The organism is Bradyrhizobium sp. 18BD, from assembly GCF_054185225.1.
This window is the reverse complement of record NZ_JAVAYL010000003.1, coordinates 384,644-399,815: the sequence shown is the minus strand read 5'-3', so window position 1 is coordinate 399,815 and position 15,172 is coordinate 384,644. Positions and strand designations below refer to the sequence as shown.

Below are 15,172 nucleotides of genomic sequence, written 5' to 3'. Positions count from 1 at the left end.
TAGAACGCTGCGCGCATTTTCGCGCGTAATCGATGCGGCCCGATGCAGCATCGTGGCAATTCGTTTCACCTTGCCGGTATCCGGCTGACATGCCATCCTATGGCCAGCCAGGCATAAACAAACGGAAGCAGGCGCTTAAGCCGAAAGCTTCCAAAAAATCTTGGTTGGGGAAACCCTTTAGGGAGGTCTGATTTCATGAATTTGAAGCACGTCACCGGGCTGCTTTGCGCGGCCGCGATGTCTTTTGGGCTGGGCTATAGCGCGCAGGCGCAGGACAAGGTCGTCAAGATCGGCGTGATCATGCCGATGTCCGGCGGCACCGCCTCGATCGGCGCGCACGCCAAGGCGGCGCTCGATGTCGCCACCGACATCATCAACAACGCCCATCCGGAGCTCGGCAACTTCCCGCTGGCCAAGAATGCCGGTCTTGCCGGCCTCGGCGGTGCCAAGGTCGAGGTGATTATCGCCGACAACCAGGGCAACCCGGCGACCGGCCAGAACCAGGCGCTGCGCCTGATTACGGAAGAGAAGGTGGCCGCGGTGTTCGGCTCCTATCAATCCGGCGTGACGCTGACCTCGAGCGCGATCGCCGAGAAATACGGCGTTCCCTTCCTGAACTCCGAGTCGGTCGCCGCCAATCTCACCGAGCGCGGCTTCAAATGGTTCTTCCGCACCACGCCGATCGCGACCGACTTCGCAAAGATCTATGTCGACTTCCTCGCCGACATCAAGGCGCAGGGCGCCAAGACCGACAACGTCGCGCTGGTGCATGACAACACCGAATACGGCACCTCGGTCGCGAACACCATCGCCGGCGCCTTCAAGGAGAAGGGCCAGCCGATCGCCCTCGACGTCGCCTATCCCGTCAACGCGACCGATTTGCAGGGGCAGGTGCTCCAGCTCAAGGACAAGAAGCCCGACGTCATCATCATGATCAGCTACACGTCGGACGCGATCCTGTTCGCAAAGACCATGCAGTCGCTCGACTACAAGCCGCCCGTGCTGCTCGCCGACGACGCCGGCTATTCCGATCCGTCCTTCACCAAGGCGGTCGGCAAGATCTCGCAGGGCGTGTTCAACCGCTCGTCCTGGGTGGTGGGGCCGTCGGGCTCGCCGTCGGCCATCATCGCCGACATGTACAAGAAGAAGAGCGGCGAGGAGATGGACGACACGGTCGCCCGCCAGATGCAGGGCTTCTTCGTGCTGGCCGAAGCCATCGACCGCGCCGGTTCGACCGAGCCCGCAAAAATCCAGGCGGCGCTGAAGGCGACGGACCTGAAGCCCGAGCAGCTCATGATCGGCTACAAGGGCGTGAAGTTCGACGACAAGGGCCAGAACATCCTGGCCTCCGGCGCCATCATCCAGCTTCAGGACGGTGAGAACTACGTCGCGGTGTGGCCGAAGGCCAATGCCGAGAAGCCGCCGGTGCTGCCCTATAAGGGCTGGTAAGATTTTTGAGGGCGGGGCCGCGCGCCCCGCCATTCCCGGAATGATCTGATCAGAGCAACGCGGCTCATGTCCTTTGTCCTCGTGCAGGTGATCGTCGGCGGGCTTCTGCTTGGCGCCGTCTACGCCCTGTTTTCCTCCGGCCTCACACTGGTGTGGGGCATGATGAACATCGTCAATTTCGCGCATGGCGATTTCGTCATGCTCGGCATGTACGTCGCCTATGTCGTGTACACGCTGATGGGCGGCGGGCCGATCCTCGGCGCACCGCTGGCGACGCTGGGGCTCGCCACCCTCGGCGTCATCGTCTACTTCGCCCTGATCCGCGGCATCATGAAAGGGCCGATGCTGGCGCAGATCCTCGGCACGTTCGGGCTCGCGCTGCTGCTGCGTTATTCCGTGTTCTGGTGGTTCGGTGCCAATTTCCTGTCGATGCCGCCGAATATCGTCGGCGGCACTTATGCCTTCGCCGGCCTGCGCATCGAGGCCTCCAGGCTGCTCGCCGGCGTCGTCGCACTGCTGGTGACGCTCGGGCTGCATCTCTTGCTGACGCGCACCTCGCTCGGCTCGAAAATGCTGGCGGTGGCGGAGGACCAGACTGCGGCCCAGCTCATGGGCATCCGGCCCGACACCATGCAGGCGGTCGCCTGGGCGATCGCGGCCGGCGCCACCGGCCTTGCCGGCGCGCTGATCGCGAATTTCTTCTACATCGTGCCGACGGTCGGCGAGACGCTGGGTATCGTTGCCTTCGTCACCGTCTCGCTCGGCGGTTTCGGCAGCGTGCCGGGCGCGCTCGTCGCGGGGCTCCTGATCGGCGTGATCGAGTCGCTGTCAGGCTATCTGATCGGTGCGATCTACAAGGACATCGTCGTCTACGTGCTGTTCCTGTTCTTCCTCTGGTTCCGGCCGCAGGGCCTGATGGGGAAGATGTGATGCGTCGCTGGATCTGGCTCTCGGTCGTCGCAGCCTTTGCGATCGCCTATCCGCTGCTGCTGTCCTCCCCGTTCCAGCAGCGCCTCGGCGCGCTGGTGCTGCTCTACGCCATCGCCGCGTCCGCCTGGAATATCGTCGGCGGCTATGCCGGGCAGGTCTCGGTCGGTCATGTCGTGTTCTTCGGCTGCGGCGCCTATGCCGCAATGGGCTCCTACGCCAAATTCGGCCTGTCGCCGCTGTTCGGTATTCCCGGCGGCATCGTGCTGGCGGTGGGCCTTGCCGCGGTCGTCGGCGTGCCGACGCTGCGGCTTTCGGGCCATTATTTCAGCATGGCGACGATCGCAGTCGCCGAGACGATGCGGCTGATCGTGACCAACACGGAATGGCTGGGTGCGGCCGTCGGCCTTTCGGGGCCGACCGTGCCGCGCAACATCTTCGATCTCTCGTTCCTGTCATCGCTGCCGTACTACTATCTCTTCCTGCTCGTGCTCGTGATCACGCTCCTCATCACCTGGTGGATGACCAATAGCCGGATGGGATTTTACCTGCGCGCGATCAAGGATTCCGAGCGCGCCGCGCGCTCGCTCGGCGCGCCGGCCAGCCGCACCAAGCTCTACGCCTATATGCTGAGCGCGGCTCTGACGAGCGTTGCCGGTGCGCTCTATGCGATGATGTTCGGCTTCGTCGATCCCGAGTCCGGTCTCGGCATCCTGATCTCGGTGAAGATTTTGATCATGGCGGCGCTGGGCGGGGCAGGGCTGCTGTTCGGGCCGCTGGTGGGGGCCGCGATCCTCGTGCCGCTGGAGGAGATCTCCAACAGCTGGCTCGGCGGCAAGGGCGCAGGTCTCACCTTCGTGGTCTATGGCGCGATCATCGTGCTGATCGCGCGTTTCCAGCCGGGTGGGCTGCTCAGCCTGTTCACGCGGCGGAGCAAGACAAAGTCCGATAAGGGAGCAAGCCATGCTCCTTGAAGCTCGCGGCATCACCAAGGCGTTCGGCAGCTTCAAGGCGGTGGACGATGCGTCCGTGACCTTGGAGCAGGGCGACATTCTCGGCCTGATCGGCCCGAACGGCGCGGGAAAATCCACCTTCTTCAATTGCCTCACCGGCGACCTCAAGACCACTTCGGGCCGCGTGCTGTTCGAGGGGACCGATATCACCGACTTCGCGCCGGAGCAGCGCGCCGGGCTCGGGCTCGCGCGCACCTTCCAGGTGCCGCAGACGTTTGAAGGCATGACAGTGCTCGAGAACGTCATGATCGGCGCATTCCTGCGCACCTCGCATCGCAAGGAGGCCGAGAGCAAGGCGCGCGCCGTGCTGGAGCGGGTCGGCATGAGCAGGCTGGCGGAGGCGCCTGCGCGATCGCTCGGCACGCCCGGCCGCAAGCGGCTGGAAATCGCCCGCGCGCTCGCGACCGAGCCAAAAGTGCTGCTGCTCGACGAGGCCATGGCCGGGCTCAACGCGCATGAGGTCAAGCTCGCGATCGATCTCGTCCGCGACATCCACCGCTCCGGGATCACGCTCGTCATCGTCGAGCACATCATGGAAGTGATCATGTCGCTCGCGAGCCGCGTGATGGTGTTTCACCAGGGCAAGGAGATCGCCCGCGGCTCGCCGCGCGAGGTCACCTCGAACCCTGCGGTGATCGCGGCCTATCTCGGCACGCGCGCGGCCAAGGCGGCCGCGGGCCATACGCCGGTCGAGCTGATGGGCGGGCCGGACCTATGAGCGGAGCGCTTCTCAGGATCGAGCGCCTCGAGGTGCGCTATGGCGACCTCATCGGCGTCTCCGACGTGTCGCTGGAGGTGCCGGAAGGCAGCGTCGTCGCGCTGCTCGGCTCCAATGGCGGCGGCAAGACCACGACGCTGAACGCGATCGCGGGTCTCATTCCCGTGCATGCCGGCTCGATCAGCTTTCGCGGCGAGGAGATCGTCGGCCAGAATGCGTTCTCCATCGTGCGCAAGGGGTTGGCGCTGTCGCCGGAGGGCTGGCGGCTGTTCGTGCAGCAGAGCGTCGAGAACAACCTCATGCTCGGCGCGACGCCGCTGCAGGACAAGTCGCGCCAGGCCACGCTGCTCGAGCGCGTCTACGAGATATTCCCGCGCCTGAAGGAGCGCCGCAACCAGCGCGCCGGCACCATGTCCGGCGGCGAGCGGCAGATGCTCGCGGTGGGCCGCGCGCTGATGAGCGACCCGAAGCTCTTGATGCTGGACGAGCCGTCGCTCGGCTTGGCTCCAGCGGTGGTCGAATCCATGTACGAGACTTTCGGCCGCCTGCATCGCGAGGGCCTGACCATCCTGCTCGCCGAGCAGTCGATCGAGCTCGCGCTGGAAGTGTCGGATTTTGCGACCGTACTTCAGGTCGGCAAAAGCGTGCTGTCGGGCACGGCCGCCGCGCTCGCGGAGGATCCACAGGTGCAGAAGGCCTATCTCGGCGTGGATTGATCAATCTCCGCCTGCAACAGCAGCAACAGGCAGGCGGCAAGCCGCGCTGAAGCGCGGCGCGCAGCACGCCTTCATGGTCGCGCATCCAGGCCACGATGCGGCTGATGACGATGTGGCAGAGCTTGTCGAGGCGCTTGTCCGGTGACGGCCGCCTGATCTCGCCCAGCCGTTGCTGGCGTCGCGCGCGCGAATGCCCAGATGGAGCGGCTGTAGGGGAGCTGCACCCACGCCGTCATTGCGAGCGCAGCGAAGCAATCCAGAATCCCTCCGCGGAAAGACTCTGGATTGTTTCGCTGCGCTCGCAATGACTAGGTGAGAGAGGCGAGCGCGCGAGCAGAAAAACTCTAGGGCAGTCGCTACTTGATCTTGTCGTAGGCCGCGGCGAAGTCGCCGAGCGGCATCGGGATCGCGATCGTCTCCTTGCCCATGTTCTGGAAGGAGACCTTCAGCTGCTTGCCCGACCGCAAGGCCGCGAGCAGGTCCGCTGCGATCGGCGTCGAGGCGTAGCAGCCGCGGTTCTCGCAGGTCTGGATCTGGAGGTCGACCGTCTTGCCCTCGTCGACCTGGAGCTTGGCGCCGACGGGCAAATTGAGGCCGAGCGGCAATTGCAGCAGTGCGATCGGCGTGCGGGTGTCGGGCGCGATGCGGATGTTGATCAGGACGATGGTCTGGCCGGTCTTGGTCAGCACCGCGTTCTGCTCCATCGCGCATTCGAGCGGCGCATCGCGGCTGACGCTGGTGCAGCGCACGACCCAGCCGGCCTGCTGCGCCTGAGCGGCGTCACCCTGTGGCTGCGCCGGAGCCGGCGCGGGCTGCGCAGCAGCGGCCGGGGGAGCTGCGTTCTTCTTGGCGCCCTGCTGGGCGTACGCCGCGCCGGTTGAGAGCAGCAGAGCGGCGGCGAGGGCGGCAAGTCTGGATTGCATGAGCATGGCGAAACCGCGTTGGCGTGAACCGGGGGCTTCGCTGTAGCGTCGCGGGAGCCGCGGCGCAAGTTTACTCGGCGGCTTGCTTAACGGCGCCGTGCTCGGAGACCTCGTGGCCTTCGCCGTCACCCGAACGGCCCCAACCGGAGAACCAGTTGTTGAGCTTGTCGAGATAGAGATAGACGACGGGCGTGGTGAAGAGCGTCAGCGCCTGGCTGACGATCAGGCCGCCGACCATGGCGTAGCCGAGCGGCTGGCGGATTTCGGCGCCGGTGCCGTGGCCGAGCATCAGGGGCACGCCGCCGAGCAATGCGGCCATCGTCGTCATCATGATCGGGCGGAAGCGGAGCAGCGCAGCCTGCCGGATCGACTCTTCCGGCGTCTTGTGGTGGTCGCGCTCCGCGGCAATCGCGAAGTCGACCATCATGATGCCGTTCTTCTTCACGATGCCGATCAGCAGGATGACGCCGATCAAGGCAATGAGGCTGAACTCGAAGCCGGCCGCCATCAGGATCGCGAGTGCGCCGACGCCGGCCGAGGGCAGGGTCGACAGAATCGTGATCGGGTGGATGTAGCTCTCGTAGAGAATGCCGAGGATCAGATAGACCACGACGAGTGCGGCGAGGATCAGCAGCGGCACGGTGCCGAGCGACTGCTGGAACGCCTGCGCGGTGCCCTGGAAGCTCGAATTCAATGTCGGCGGCGCGCCGAGATCGGCCATCGCCTTCTGCACGGCCTCGGTCGCTTGGCCGAGCGCGACGCCCTGCGCGAGGTTGAAGCTGATCGTGATCGCCGGGAACTGGCCCTGGTGGCTGATCGAGAGCGGGCGGACCGGATCGGTGGTCCAGGTCGCAAAGGTCGACAGCGGCACCTGGTCGCCGGTCAGCGGCGATTTCACGTAGAGCTTGTTCAGGCTCTCGAGGCTGCCCTGCAGCTCCGGCAGGATCTCGAGGATCACCTTGTAGGTATTGAGCTGGGTGAAATACTGCGTGACCTGGCGCTGCCCGAAGGCGTCATACAGCGTGTCGTCGATCAGCTGCGGCTGGATGCCGTAGCGTGCCGCGGTGTCGCGGTTGATCTTGAGCTGGACCGTGGTGCCCTGGGTCTGCTGGTCGGTCGCGACGTCGCGCAGCTCCGGCAGCGTCTGCATCTTGGCGAGGATCTTCGGCGCCCAGTCGTTGAGCTCGGCGAGATCGGCATCCTGCAAGGTGAATTCGAACTGCGTGCGCGTCGGCCGGCCGCCGAGCCGGACGTCCTGGGCCGCCTGCATGTAGAGGCGGGCGCCGGACACCTTCTCGAGCTTGGGACGCAGGCGCGCGATGATCTGCTGCGCCGAGGCGTCGCGCTGGTCACGCGGCTTCAAGGTGATGAACATGTTGCCGTTGTTGCCGGCGCGGCCGCTGCCGCCGATGTTCATCGCGATCGTGGCGACGTCGGGGTCCTCCATCACGATCTTGCCGAGCTCGACCTGCCGCCGCTGCATTTCCGCGAAGGAGATGTCCTGGGAAGCCTCCGAGGTCGCGGTGATCAGGCCGACGTCCTGCTGCGGGAAAAAGCCCTTCGGGATCAGGACGAACAGATAGACCGACAAAGCGAGCGTAGCGAAGAAGATCGCCAGCGTGGTGCGCCGCCAGGACAGGGCAAGGTCGAGCACATGTTCGTAGCCGCGCAGCATACCGTCGAAGGCGGCTTCGCTCCACTGGTAGAACTTGCCGTGGGTGACCTCGCCGTGGGCGCGCAGGAAGCGTGACGCCATCATCGGCGTCAGCGTCAGCGACACGAACATCGAGACGAAGATGGTCATCGCCAGCACGACCGCGAATTCGCGGAACAGGCGGCCGATGATGCCGCCCATCAGCAGCAGCGGGATCAGCACCGCGACAAGCGAGACGCTGATCGAGATGATGGTGAAGCCGATTTCCTTGGAACCCCGGAAGGCCGCCGCCATCGGGGATTCGCCTTCCTCGATGTAGCGCGTGATGTTTTCGAGCATCACGATGGCGTCGTCGACCACGAAACCGACCGCGATGGTGAGCGCCATCAGCGACAGATTGTCGAGCGAATAGCCGGCCACCCACATCAGGGCGCATGCGCCGAGCAGCGCCAATGGAACCGTGACCGTGGGAATGACGGTTGCCCAGAAACTGCGCAGGAAGATGAAGATGACCATGACCACGAGGGCAATGGTCAGCAGCAGCGTGAACTGGACGTCCTCGACCGCGGCGCGGATGGTCGTGGTGCGGTCGCTGATCAGCTCGATCTTGATCGCCGGCGGAATCGCCGCGACGAGGCGGGGCAGGGTCGCCTTGATCCGGTCGACCGTCTCGATGACGTTGGCACCCGGCTGCTTGAATATGACCAGGAACACGCCGCGCTTGCCGTTGGCCCACGCCGCCTGTTTGGCGTCCTCGGCGCCGCTGACCGCCTGGCCGATGTCGCGAATTCTTAAGGGACCGCCGTTTCGATAGGCGATGATGACGTCGTTCCAGTCCTTGGACTGGGTGAGCTGGTCGTTGGCGTAGATCGTGTAGGCGCGCTTCGGCCCGTCGATATTGCCCTTGGGGCTGTCGACCGTGGTGATCGCGATCTGGCTGCGCACGTCCTCCATCGACAGGCCCTTGGCGACGAGCTTCGCCGGGTCGATCTGAATCCGGATGGAGGGTTTCTGCTGGCCGCCGATGAAGACCTGCGCCACGCCCGAGAGCTGGCTGATCTGCTGGGCGAGCTGGGCGTCGACCGCGTCGCTGACGCTGGTCAGCGGCAGCGTCTCCGACGTCGCCGACAGCAGCAGGATCGGCGCGTCAGCCGGGTTGACCTTACGGTAGGTCGGCGGCGAGGGCAGGTTCTTCGGCAGCTGGCCGCTGGCGGCGTTGATCGCGCCCTGCACGTCGTTGGCCGCGCCGTCGATGCTGCGGTTGAGGTCGAACTGGATGGTGATCGACGCGGTGCCCAGGTAACTCGTCGACGTCATCTGCGCGATGCCGGGAATCTGCGCGAACTGGCGTTCCAGCGGCTGCGCCACCGACGAGGCCATCGTTTCCGGGCTGCCGCCCGGCAGATTGGCCGTGATCTGGATGGTCGGGAAGTCCACCTGCGGCAGCGGTGCGACCGGCAGCAGGGGATAGGCAACGAGACCGACAAAGAGAATGCCGGCCATCAGCAGCGAGGTGCCGATGGGATAACGGATGAAAGGTGCCGAAATCCCGCCCTCGGTCATTCCTGTCGTACCTTGCTCTGGGCCGGATCCGAACTTGCCACCGCCGTCGAGACGAGGCTTCCGGGCTGAACCTTGAATTGACCGCCGGTGATCACCTGCTGGCCAGGGGTCAAGCCTTCATCGACGACCGAACGTCCGTCGATGGCGTAGCTGACCTTGATCTTGTGCACCTCGGCCTTGTTGTCCTGATTGACGGTATAGGCGTAGAGGCCGTTGGTCGAATGCTGAACCGCGTCATCGGGAACCACGGTGGCGTCTTTCAACGTGCGCACCAGAAGCCGCGTCGAAACCGACTGGCCCGGCCACAGCGTGTGTTCCTTGTTGTCGAACACCGCCTTGAGGCGAATAGTTCCGCTGGTCGTGTCGACCTGGTTGTTGATGACCGAGAGCTTGCCCTCGGCCAGCGTCTTCTTGCCGTCGGTGCTGAAGGCGATCACCTTGAGGGCGGCGTCCTTCTGACCTTCGCTGATATAAGGGAGCTGATCCTCGGGCGCGGTGAAGATCACCGTGATCGGCTCGACCTGCGTGATCGTGACGATGCCCGTCTGCGTCGAGGCGTTGACGATGTTGCCAACGTCGACCAGACGCAGGCCGGCGACGCCGGTGATCGGCGTCTTGATCTGGGTGTAGTCGAGCTGGGTCTGCGCATTGGAAATCGCGGCCTCGTCGGCAGCGATCTGCGCGGTGAGCTGGGCGACGGTGGAGCGCTGGGTGTCGACCCGCTGCACGGTCGCGAATTCACCGAGCTTCATGGCGCGCTGGAGCTCGAGATTGGCATTGGCCAGATTCGCCTCGTCCTGCGCCTTCTTGGCCTTGGCCTGGTCGAGCGTGGCTTGATAGGGGCGGGGATCGATCGAGGCGAGAAGCTCGCCCTCTTTGGTGATCTGCCCTTCCGTGAAGGCGATCTTGTCGATCTGGCCGTCAACCCGGGAGCGGACCTGGACGGTGTTGAACCCCTGAACCGTGCCGAGACCGGTCAGATAGACCGGAAAATCGACCTTCTGGACCGGCGCAACGCTGACCGGGATGGCGGACGGGCGGGGCGGACCCTTTTGTGCTGTCTGGGCCTTTCCGGCATCTGCTGAGCCGTATTTCTGCCAACCATAGTAACCCGCGGTGGCCACGGCCGCGATGACGACAATCCAAAATATCGGCCGTGATTTTTTCATATCGGCTCGTTGGCTCGTATGCCCAAAACTACGAATTGTGGGGCAATCATAGGGTTCCAGCGAGCTTGTATAATACACGCCAAGTTCCAGTGTAAACAGCACTATGGGTTGAGAATCCTAAACAATTGGAAAGCTTTGCACTGCCTAGGCAGCTCCGTGTCACTACGGTGTGCAGTGCTGCATTTTCCCGGCGCGAACGATCTGCGTGCAAACTTCAGGCACTGCTCGGAACCGGTGTGGGCGGAAGCGGAGCCGTGCCGTAGGTGTTGCGACGACAGCGGGACTGAACGTCCGGATTGGCGCCGATGAGAACGGTTCTAAATCGCGCGCATGGCGTTTCGGTTGTCAGGAAAATCGGCATCGGTCATATCGGCCCCGCCAAAAGGGGGAGCGCAGGAATGGACGAGCTGAACGGCAAGCTGATTGCGTGTCAGATTCTGATCACGGGATTGATCGCGCGCGTTGCCAACGAACAGCGTGATCCCTTGCGCTTCCTCACCGACTTCCGCGACGAGATCAAAGCCGTCGTCAACGGCGTCAACATCGCCGGCATGGACAACACCGATCGCGTGCGCGCGGTCGCGCAGAAGACCGTCGATGAATTGTTCTCGCTGATGAAGCCGCCGAGCAGCGATTGAGATTGTTCTGCGAAGCGGGATTTCTCGATATTTTTGCGCGTGTTTTAGAACGAGTCCAAACAACGATTTAGAACTGTTTCAAACTGAAATTTAGAATCGTTTTGAACTGGACCTATTCCGGTGTTCTCGCGGCCTGCGCGGATTGACCCACTATTTTGCCGTCGATACCAACAGCCTAACCGCTCATCGAACTGAATGAGCGAACTTGAAAATGGGGCGTTTGGTAATGGGGCAGGTGGTCGCGCCGAAGTCGTTGCGTTCGGTCGCAGCATTCAATCCAGTGGATGAGAAGTCCGCAGGAATTTCCGGCAAGAAGGTCTCGGCCGTCGCGAGCTTGATCGCGGTCGCGTCGGTGTCGAGCGGCGCAGAGGCGCAGCAGTCGAACCTGCCGCCGGTAACGGTCGATGCGCCGGTGCAGCGTCCGCGTCCGACGGCCTCGAAGCCGACGCCCGATCAGGTCCGCGCGCGCAACGCGCTGCGCCGTGCCGCGCAGCGCCAGCAGGCTGCGCAAGCACCGTCCGCAAATGCTGTTGCGCCAGATGCTGATCCATACGCGAATCCGGCAGCGCCCTACATGGCCACCCGCGTGCAGGCGTCGGGTAAATTCCCTGAGCCGATTCTCAACACACCGAAATCGATCACGGTGCTCACAAAGGACGTCCTGGAGGACAAGAACGCCACGACGCTGAAGCAGGCGATTCTCAGCACGGCCGGCGTGACGCTGGGAACGGGCGAGGGCGGCAATGCCTTCGGCGACCGCTTCTTCATCCGCGGCTTCGATGCCCGCAACGACATCTTTATCGACGGCGTCCGCGACTCCGGCGTTAGCGTCCGCGAGAATTTCTTCACCGAGCAGGTCGAGATCCTGCGCGGTCCCGGCTCGACCTTCGCGGGCCGCGGTGTCGCCGGTGGTGCAATCAACATCGTCACCAAGCAAGCGACGACAGCAGGCAACTTCTACAACATGGACACCACGTTTGGCACCGACCAGACCAAGCGTGTGGTGCTCGACGTCAACCAGGTGATCGATCCGACGTTCGCCATCCGAGCCGGCGGGCTGTTCCAGGATGCAAATGTCGCTGGCCGCGACTATGTCACCGATAATCGAAACGGCGCCTTCGTCGCCACGACCTGGAAGCCAACCGATGCTGTCAAGGTCACCGGCAACTACATCCATACCGAACTGACCGGCCTTCCGGATTTCGGCGTGCCGTACTACAGGCCCGGCCCCTTCAACGCGGCCAATCAAGCACTCACCACTGCAGGCGGGCCCTTCCCGGACTTTGGCGTCAATCGCAACAATTGGTACGGCTTCGTCAACCGGGACTTCTTCCGCACCGGCCAGGACATCGGCACAATCAACGCAGAAGTGCAGATCACCCCCGACCTGATGGTCAGCAACAAGATCCGCGCGTCCCGCTCGACGCAGAATTACATCGGTACGCTTCCTGAAGCGCCGAAGCTTGTCGATCCGCTCTCGGCCTCGACGCTGAGTGCAAATCCGCAGAGCCGATTCCAGGTCACGGACGTGTTCGCCAACCAGACCGAGGCAACTTACAACTTCAACGACGATGTAGGCTTCAGACATACCTTGCTCGGCGGTGTCGAGTACGATCGCGAGAGATCGTCGATCGATAGTTATACTGGCCTCAGCTCGGAGCTGACGACCGGCACGCCCTTCAGCGGCGGCGGATCGAAGACCGACGTCAGCGTGTTCGCTCCGCAATACACCAATCTTCCCTTCGGGATTCCGAGCCTTACCGGAAGTCCCACCAAGATCGGCATCGACACCGTCAGCGGCTACGTCATGGATAGCGCAAACTATCGTGACTTGGTGATCCTGAACGGCGGTTTCCGCTATGACGATTACAGCATCAACACGCGGAAGGTCGGCAGTCCTGGCCAGCAATCGGCAGAGTTTCTCATTCCGAATTTCAACCTCGGCCTGACGTTGAAGCCGGCGCCGAACGGTAGTGTCTATGTGGCATATGCGACCTCGGCGAACCCGGTTGGCGCCGAATTCGACGGCACCAGCACGGCCTATGGCGGCCTGAACCCGAACCTGCCGGGCGGCAATACGCAGATATTCGGCCCCGAGAAGAACAAGGCTATCGAACTCGGAACCAAATGGGAGCTATTCGACCGTCATCTGCTCCTGACCGCAGCGGTGTTCCAGACGACGAAAGAGAATGCACGCGAGTCGCAGAACGTGGGCAGCGCCGCCGCTGCAGCTCCCCTGGGATGCGTCTATCCGGCCGGAACGACTGGCAACATATCGTGCATCACGGCCGGAGCAGCCTACCGCATTCGCGGTATCGATCTCGGTGTGAGCGGCAAGATCACCGACAAGTGGAGTGTCTTTGGCGGGCTCGTGCTCATGGAGTCGGAGGTCACGCAGTCGCTGGCCCCGTCGGCCAACAAGGCACTGTATCCGACCAATGTCGGTCGTCCGCTCGCCAACATTGCGCATCAGTCCTTTAGCTTGCTCTCGAAATATCAGATCAACGACACCTGGGAGCTGGGCGGGCAGGCGGTGTATCGCTCGAAAATTTACGGCGGCACTTTGCTCGCGGCCAACCAGGGCACGTCGCTTCCAAGCTATTGGCGTTTCGACATGTTCGCCGAGGCCAAGATTAACAAGAACTGGCAGGTCAAGCTGTTCGTGAACAACATCTTCGACAAGCGCTACTACGACGCGCTGTACCAGAGCGCTGCGCCCTTCGTGCTGGAAGCACCGGGGCGTGCCGCTTACCTGGTGCTGTCAGCGCGCTACTGACGGAGCAACAACGAGCTTCATGCTGACATGCATCGAAAACGTTCTCAGCAAGGATGATGTGGCGGATTTCCGCCGCATCATGGATGCCAGCGAATGGGAGGATGGCCGCTCGACCGCGGGGTCGCAGTCGGCCATGGTCAAGCGCAACGAGCAATTGCCGCCGGACAGCGAGGTCGCGCGCAAGCTCGGCAACCGCATCATCTCGGCGCTGACGTCGAACCCGCGCTTCATCGCGGCGGCAATTCCGCTCCAGATCTTCCCGCCGCTGTTCAACCGCTATGCGGCTGACAGCGGCCACCATTTCGGCCTGCATGTCGACAACGCGATCCGCGGCGACCGGCTGACCGGCCTTCGCATCCGCACAGACCTGTCGGTCACGCTGTTCCTCGCCGAGCCGGAAGAATATGACGGTGGCGAACTTGTGATCGAGGACACTTACGGTTCTCACGAAGTCAAGTTGCCAGCCGGCGACTGCGTGCTCTATCCCTCGACCAGCCTGCATCTTGTCACGCCGGTGAGCCGGGGAACGCGGGTTGCGTCTTTCTTCTGGCTTCAGAGCATGATACGGGACGATCAAGCCCGGAGCATGATCTTTGACCTCGACACCGCGATACAGGCGCTGGTGGAACGGCTCGGGCGTGACGATCCCGAAACGGTCAAATTGACGGGTATCTATCACAACCTCATTCGCTACTGGGCCGAAGTATGAAGATCATGTCCCCCCAAGCAAGCCTTGCCGCCGCTGTGATGCTGGCGGCCGCCTGGCTCGCATCCCCTGTTTCTGCCCAGACACAGACCCCGGCGCCGCAGCCGGCGGCCGCGGCGCCCGCCGCCAGTCCGGCTCCTTCCGCCCCGGCGGCGGCAGCCCCTGCGGCTCCCACGGCTTCCGCACCGGCGGCCGCAAAGGCCGAAGCGGTGTCCGTCGGTGTGCCCGGCATGAAGGAATTATCACCCTGGGTGATGTTCATGTCGGCCGACGTCGTCGTGAAGGCGGTGATGATCGGGCTCGCCTTCGCCTCGCTGATGACCTGGACCGTCCTCATCGCCAAGTCGTTCGAGCTGTCGGTCGCCTCGGCAAAACTGCGTTCGGCGCTGAAGAAGGTCGCCCAGGCACGCTCGCTCGCCGAAGCGCAGATGGCGCTCGGGACCAAGCAGGGCATCCTGCCGTCCTTCCTGGCGGCGGCGCTGAACGAGGCGCGGATGTCGGCTGGCCTCGCCAGCGATGACGGCATCAAGGAGCGTGCGGCCTCGAGCTTCCAGGAGATCGTGCGCGCGGAGGCGCGGCGCATCCGCATCGGCATGGGCGTGCTCGCGACCATCGGCTCGACGTCGCCCTTCGTCGGCCTGTTCGGCACGGTCTGGGGCATCATGAACAGCTTCATCGGCATCTCGAAGTCGCAGACCACGAACCTCGCCGTCGTCGCGCCCGGCATCGCCGAGGCGCTGCTCGCGACGGCGATCGGCCTCGTCGCCGCCATTCCGGCCGTCATCATCTACAACCACTTCTCGCGCGTGACGAAGGGCTATCTCGAGCTCGTCAGCCGTGCCTCGGGCGCGGCGGCACGTCTGCTCTCGCGCGATCTCGACCGCAGCCACGGCAGCCTGCATTCTCGCGCGGCGGAGTGA

The 15,172-nt window shown here is 63.7% G+C and carries 12 protein-coding genes; 9 read left to right on the top strand and 3 right to left on the bottom strand.

All coding sequences use genetic code 11. The features are described 5' to 3' along the window. The first annotated feature begins 195 nt into the window (after positions 1-195). From RAD16_RS08035 to RAD16_RS08015, 5 genes are all read left to right on the top strand, one after another. Positions 196-1,449 (top strand): ABC transporter substrate-binding protein, encoded by a 1,254-nt coding sequence (locus RAD16_RS08035; RefSeq protein WP_458157322.1) that lies wholly within the window; start codon positions 196-198, stop codon positions 1,447-1,449. A 66-nt stretch (positions 1,450-1,515) separates the two neighbouring features. After that, positions 1,516-2,379 carry a branched-chain amino acid ABC transporter permease gene (locus tag RAD16_RS08030; protein ID WP_458157321.1) on the top strand — a complete coding sequence of 288 codons (864 nt, stop codon included), beginning with the start codon at positions 1,516-1,518 and terminating at the stop codon, positions 2,377-2,379. Further along, on the top strand, positions 2,379-3,350 hold the full coding sequence (locus RAD16_RS08025) for a branched-chain amino acid ABC transporter permease (protein WP_458157320.1): 972 nt from the start codon (positions 2,379-2,381) through the stop codon (positions 3,348-3,350). Before RAD16_RS08030 ends, RAD16_RS08025 begins: the two co-directional genes overlap by 1 nt. Then, complete coding sequence (locus RAD16_RS08020; RefSeq protein ID WP_326901966.1) at positions 3,340-4,107, top strand: ABC transporter ATP-binding protein; 768 nt, start codon at positions 3,340-3,342, stop codon at positions 4,105-4,107. Before RAD16_RS08025 ends, RAD16_RS08020 begins: the two co-directional genes overlap by 11 nt. Continuing rightward, positions 4,104-4,823 carry an ABC transporter ATP-binding protein gene (locus RAD16_RS08015; protein WP_458157319.1) on the top strand — a complete coding sequence of 240 codons (720 nt, stop codon included), beginning with the start codon at positions 4,104-4,106 and terminating at the stop codon, positions 4,821-4,823. Before RAD16_RS08020 ends, RAD16_RS08015 begins: the two co-directional genes overlap by 4 nt. Before the next feature lie 356 nt (positions 4,824-5,179). Here RAD16_RS08015 and RAD16_RS08010 read toward each other — a convergent pair whose 3' ends face one another. The 3 genes from RAD16_RS08010 to RAD16_RS08000 form a co-directional block, all read right to left on the bottom strand. Further along, positions 5,180-5,752, bottom strand: a complete 573-nt coding sequence (locus RAD16_RS08010; RefSeq protein ID WP_458157318.1) for an invasion associated locus B family protein — start codon at positions 5,750-5,752, stop codon at positions 5,180-5,182. 64 nt (positions 5,753-5,816) lie between these two features. Beyond that, entirely contained in the window at positions 5,817-8,963 is a 3,147-nt protein-coding gene (locus RAD16_RS08005; protein ID WP_458157317.1) for an efflux RND transporter permease subunit, read from the bottom strand. Beyond that, positions 8,960-10,132: an efflux RND transporter periplasmic adaptor subunit gene (locus RAD16_RS08000; RefSeq protein WP_458157316.1), complete on the bottom strand. Its 1,173-nt coding sequence runs from the start codon at positions 10,130-10,132 to the stop codon at positions 8,960-8,962. The genes RAD16_RS08005 and RAD16_RS08000 overlap by 4 nt, the downstream gene beginning before the upstream one ends. Before the next feature lie 398 nt (positions 10,133-10,530). On the opposite strand from RAD16_RS08000, the gene RAD16_RS07995 reads away from it, so the two are divergent. The 4 genes from RAD16_RS07995 (at position 10,531) to exbB (ending at position 15,172) form a co-directional block, all read left to right on the top strand. Beyond that, on the top strand, positions 10,531-10,770 hold the full coding sequence (locus tag RAD16_RS07995; protein WP_025035676.1) for a hypothetical protein: 240 nt from the start codon (positions 10,531-10,533) through the stop codon (positions 10,768-10,770). 226 nt (positions 10,771-10,996) lie between these two features. Further along, on the top strand, positions 10,997-13,546 hold the full coding sequence (locus tag RAD16_RS07990; protein WP_458157418.1) for a TonB-dependent receptor: 2,550 nt from the start codon (positions 10,997-10,999) through the stop codon (positions 13,544-13,546). Positions 13,547-13,565: 19 nt separating this feature from the next. Further along, on the top strand, positions 13,566-14,255 hold the full coding sequence (locus RAD16_RS07985) for a Fe2+-dependent dioxygenase (RefSeq protein WP_458157315.1): 690 nt from the start codon (positions 13,566-13,568) through the stop codon (positions 14,253-14,255). Further along, on the top strand, positions 14,252-15,172 hold the full coding sequence (exbB, locus tag RAD16_RS07980) for a tonB-system energizer ExbB (protein WP_458157314.1): 921 nt from the start codon (positions 14,252-14,254) through the stop codon (positions 15,170-15,172). The genes RAD16_RS07985 and exbB overlap by 4 nt, the downstream gene beginning before the upstream one ends.

Excerpts from the sequence above, each read along its gene's own strand:
- RAD16_RS08010 (WP_458157318.1), bottom strand. The coding sequence starts at position 5,752 with ATGCTCATGCAATCCAGACTTGCCGCCCTCGCCGCCGCTCTGCTGCTC.
- RAD16_RS08035 (WP_458157322.1), top strand. The coding sequence starts at position 196 with ATGAATTTGAAGCACGTCACCGGGCTGCTTTGCGCGGCCGCGATGTCT.
- RAD16_RS08000 (WP_458157316.1), bottom strand. The coding sequence starts at position 10,132 with ATGAAAAAATCACGGCCGATATTTTGGATTGTCGTCATCGCGGCCGTG.
- RAD16_RS08020 (WP_326901966.1), top strand. The coding sequence starts at position 3,340 with ATGCTCCTTGAAGCTCGCGGCATCACCAAGGCGTTCGGCAGCTTCAAG.
- RAD16_RS08015 (WP_458157319.1), top strand. The coding sequence starts at position 4,104 with ATGAGCGGAGCGCTTCTCAGGATCGAGCGCCTCGAGGTGCGCTATGGC.
- exbB (WP_458157314.1), top strand. The coding sequence starts at position 14,252 with ATGAAGATCATGTCCCCCCAAGCAAGCCTTGCCGCCGCTGTGATGCTG.
- RAD16_RS07985 (WP_458157315.1), top strand. The coding sequence starts at position 13,566 with ATGCTGACATGCATCGAAAACGTTCTCAGCAAGGATGATGTGGCGGAT.
- RAD16_RS08030 (WP_458157321.1), top strand. The coding sequence starts at position 1,516 with ATGTCCTTTGTCCTCGTGCAGGTGATCGTCGGCGGGCTTCTGCTTGGC.
- RAD16_RS08025 (WP_458157320.1), top strand. The coding sequence starts at position 2,379 with ATGCGTCGCTGGATCTGGCTCTCGGTCGTCGCAGCCTTTGCGATCGCC.
- RAD16_RS07995 (WP_025035676.1), top strand. The coding sequence starts at position 10,531 with ATGGACGAGCTGAACGGCAAGCTGATTGCGTGTCAGATTCTGATCACG.
- RAD16_RS08005 (WP_458157317.1), bottom strand. The coding sequence starts at position 8,963 with ATGACCGAGGGCGGGATTTCGGCACCTTTCATCCGTTATCCCATCGGC.
- RAD16_RS07990 (WP_458157418.1), top strand. The coding sequence starts at position 10,997 with ATGGGGCAGGTGGTCGCGCCGAAGTCGTTGCGTTCGGTCGCAGCATTC.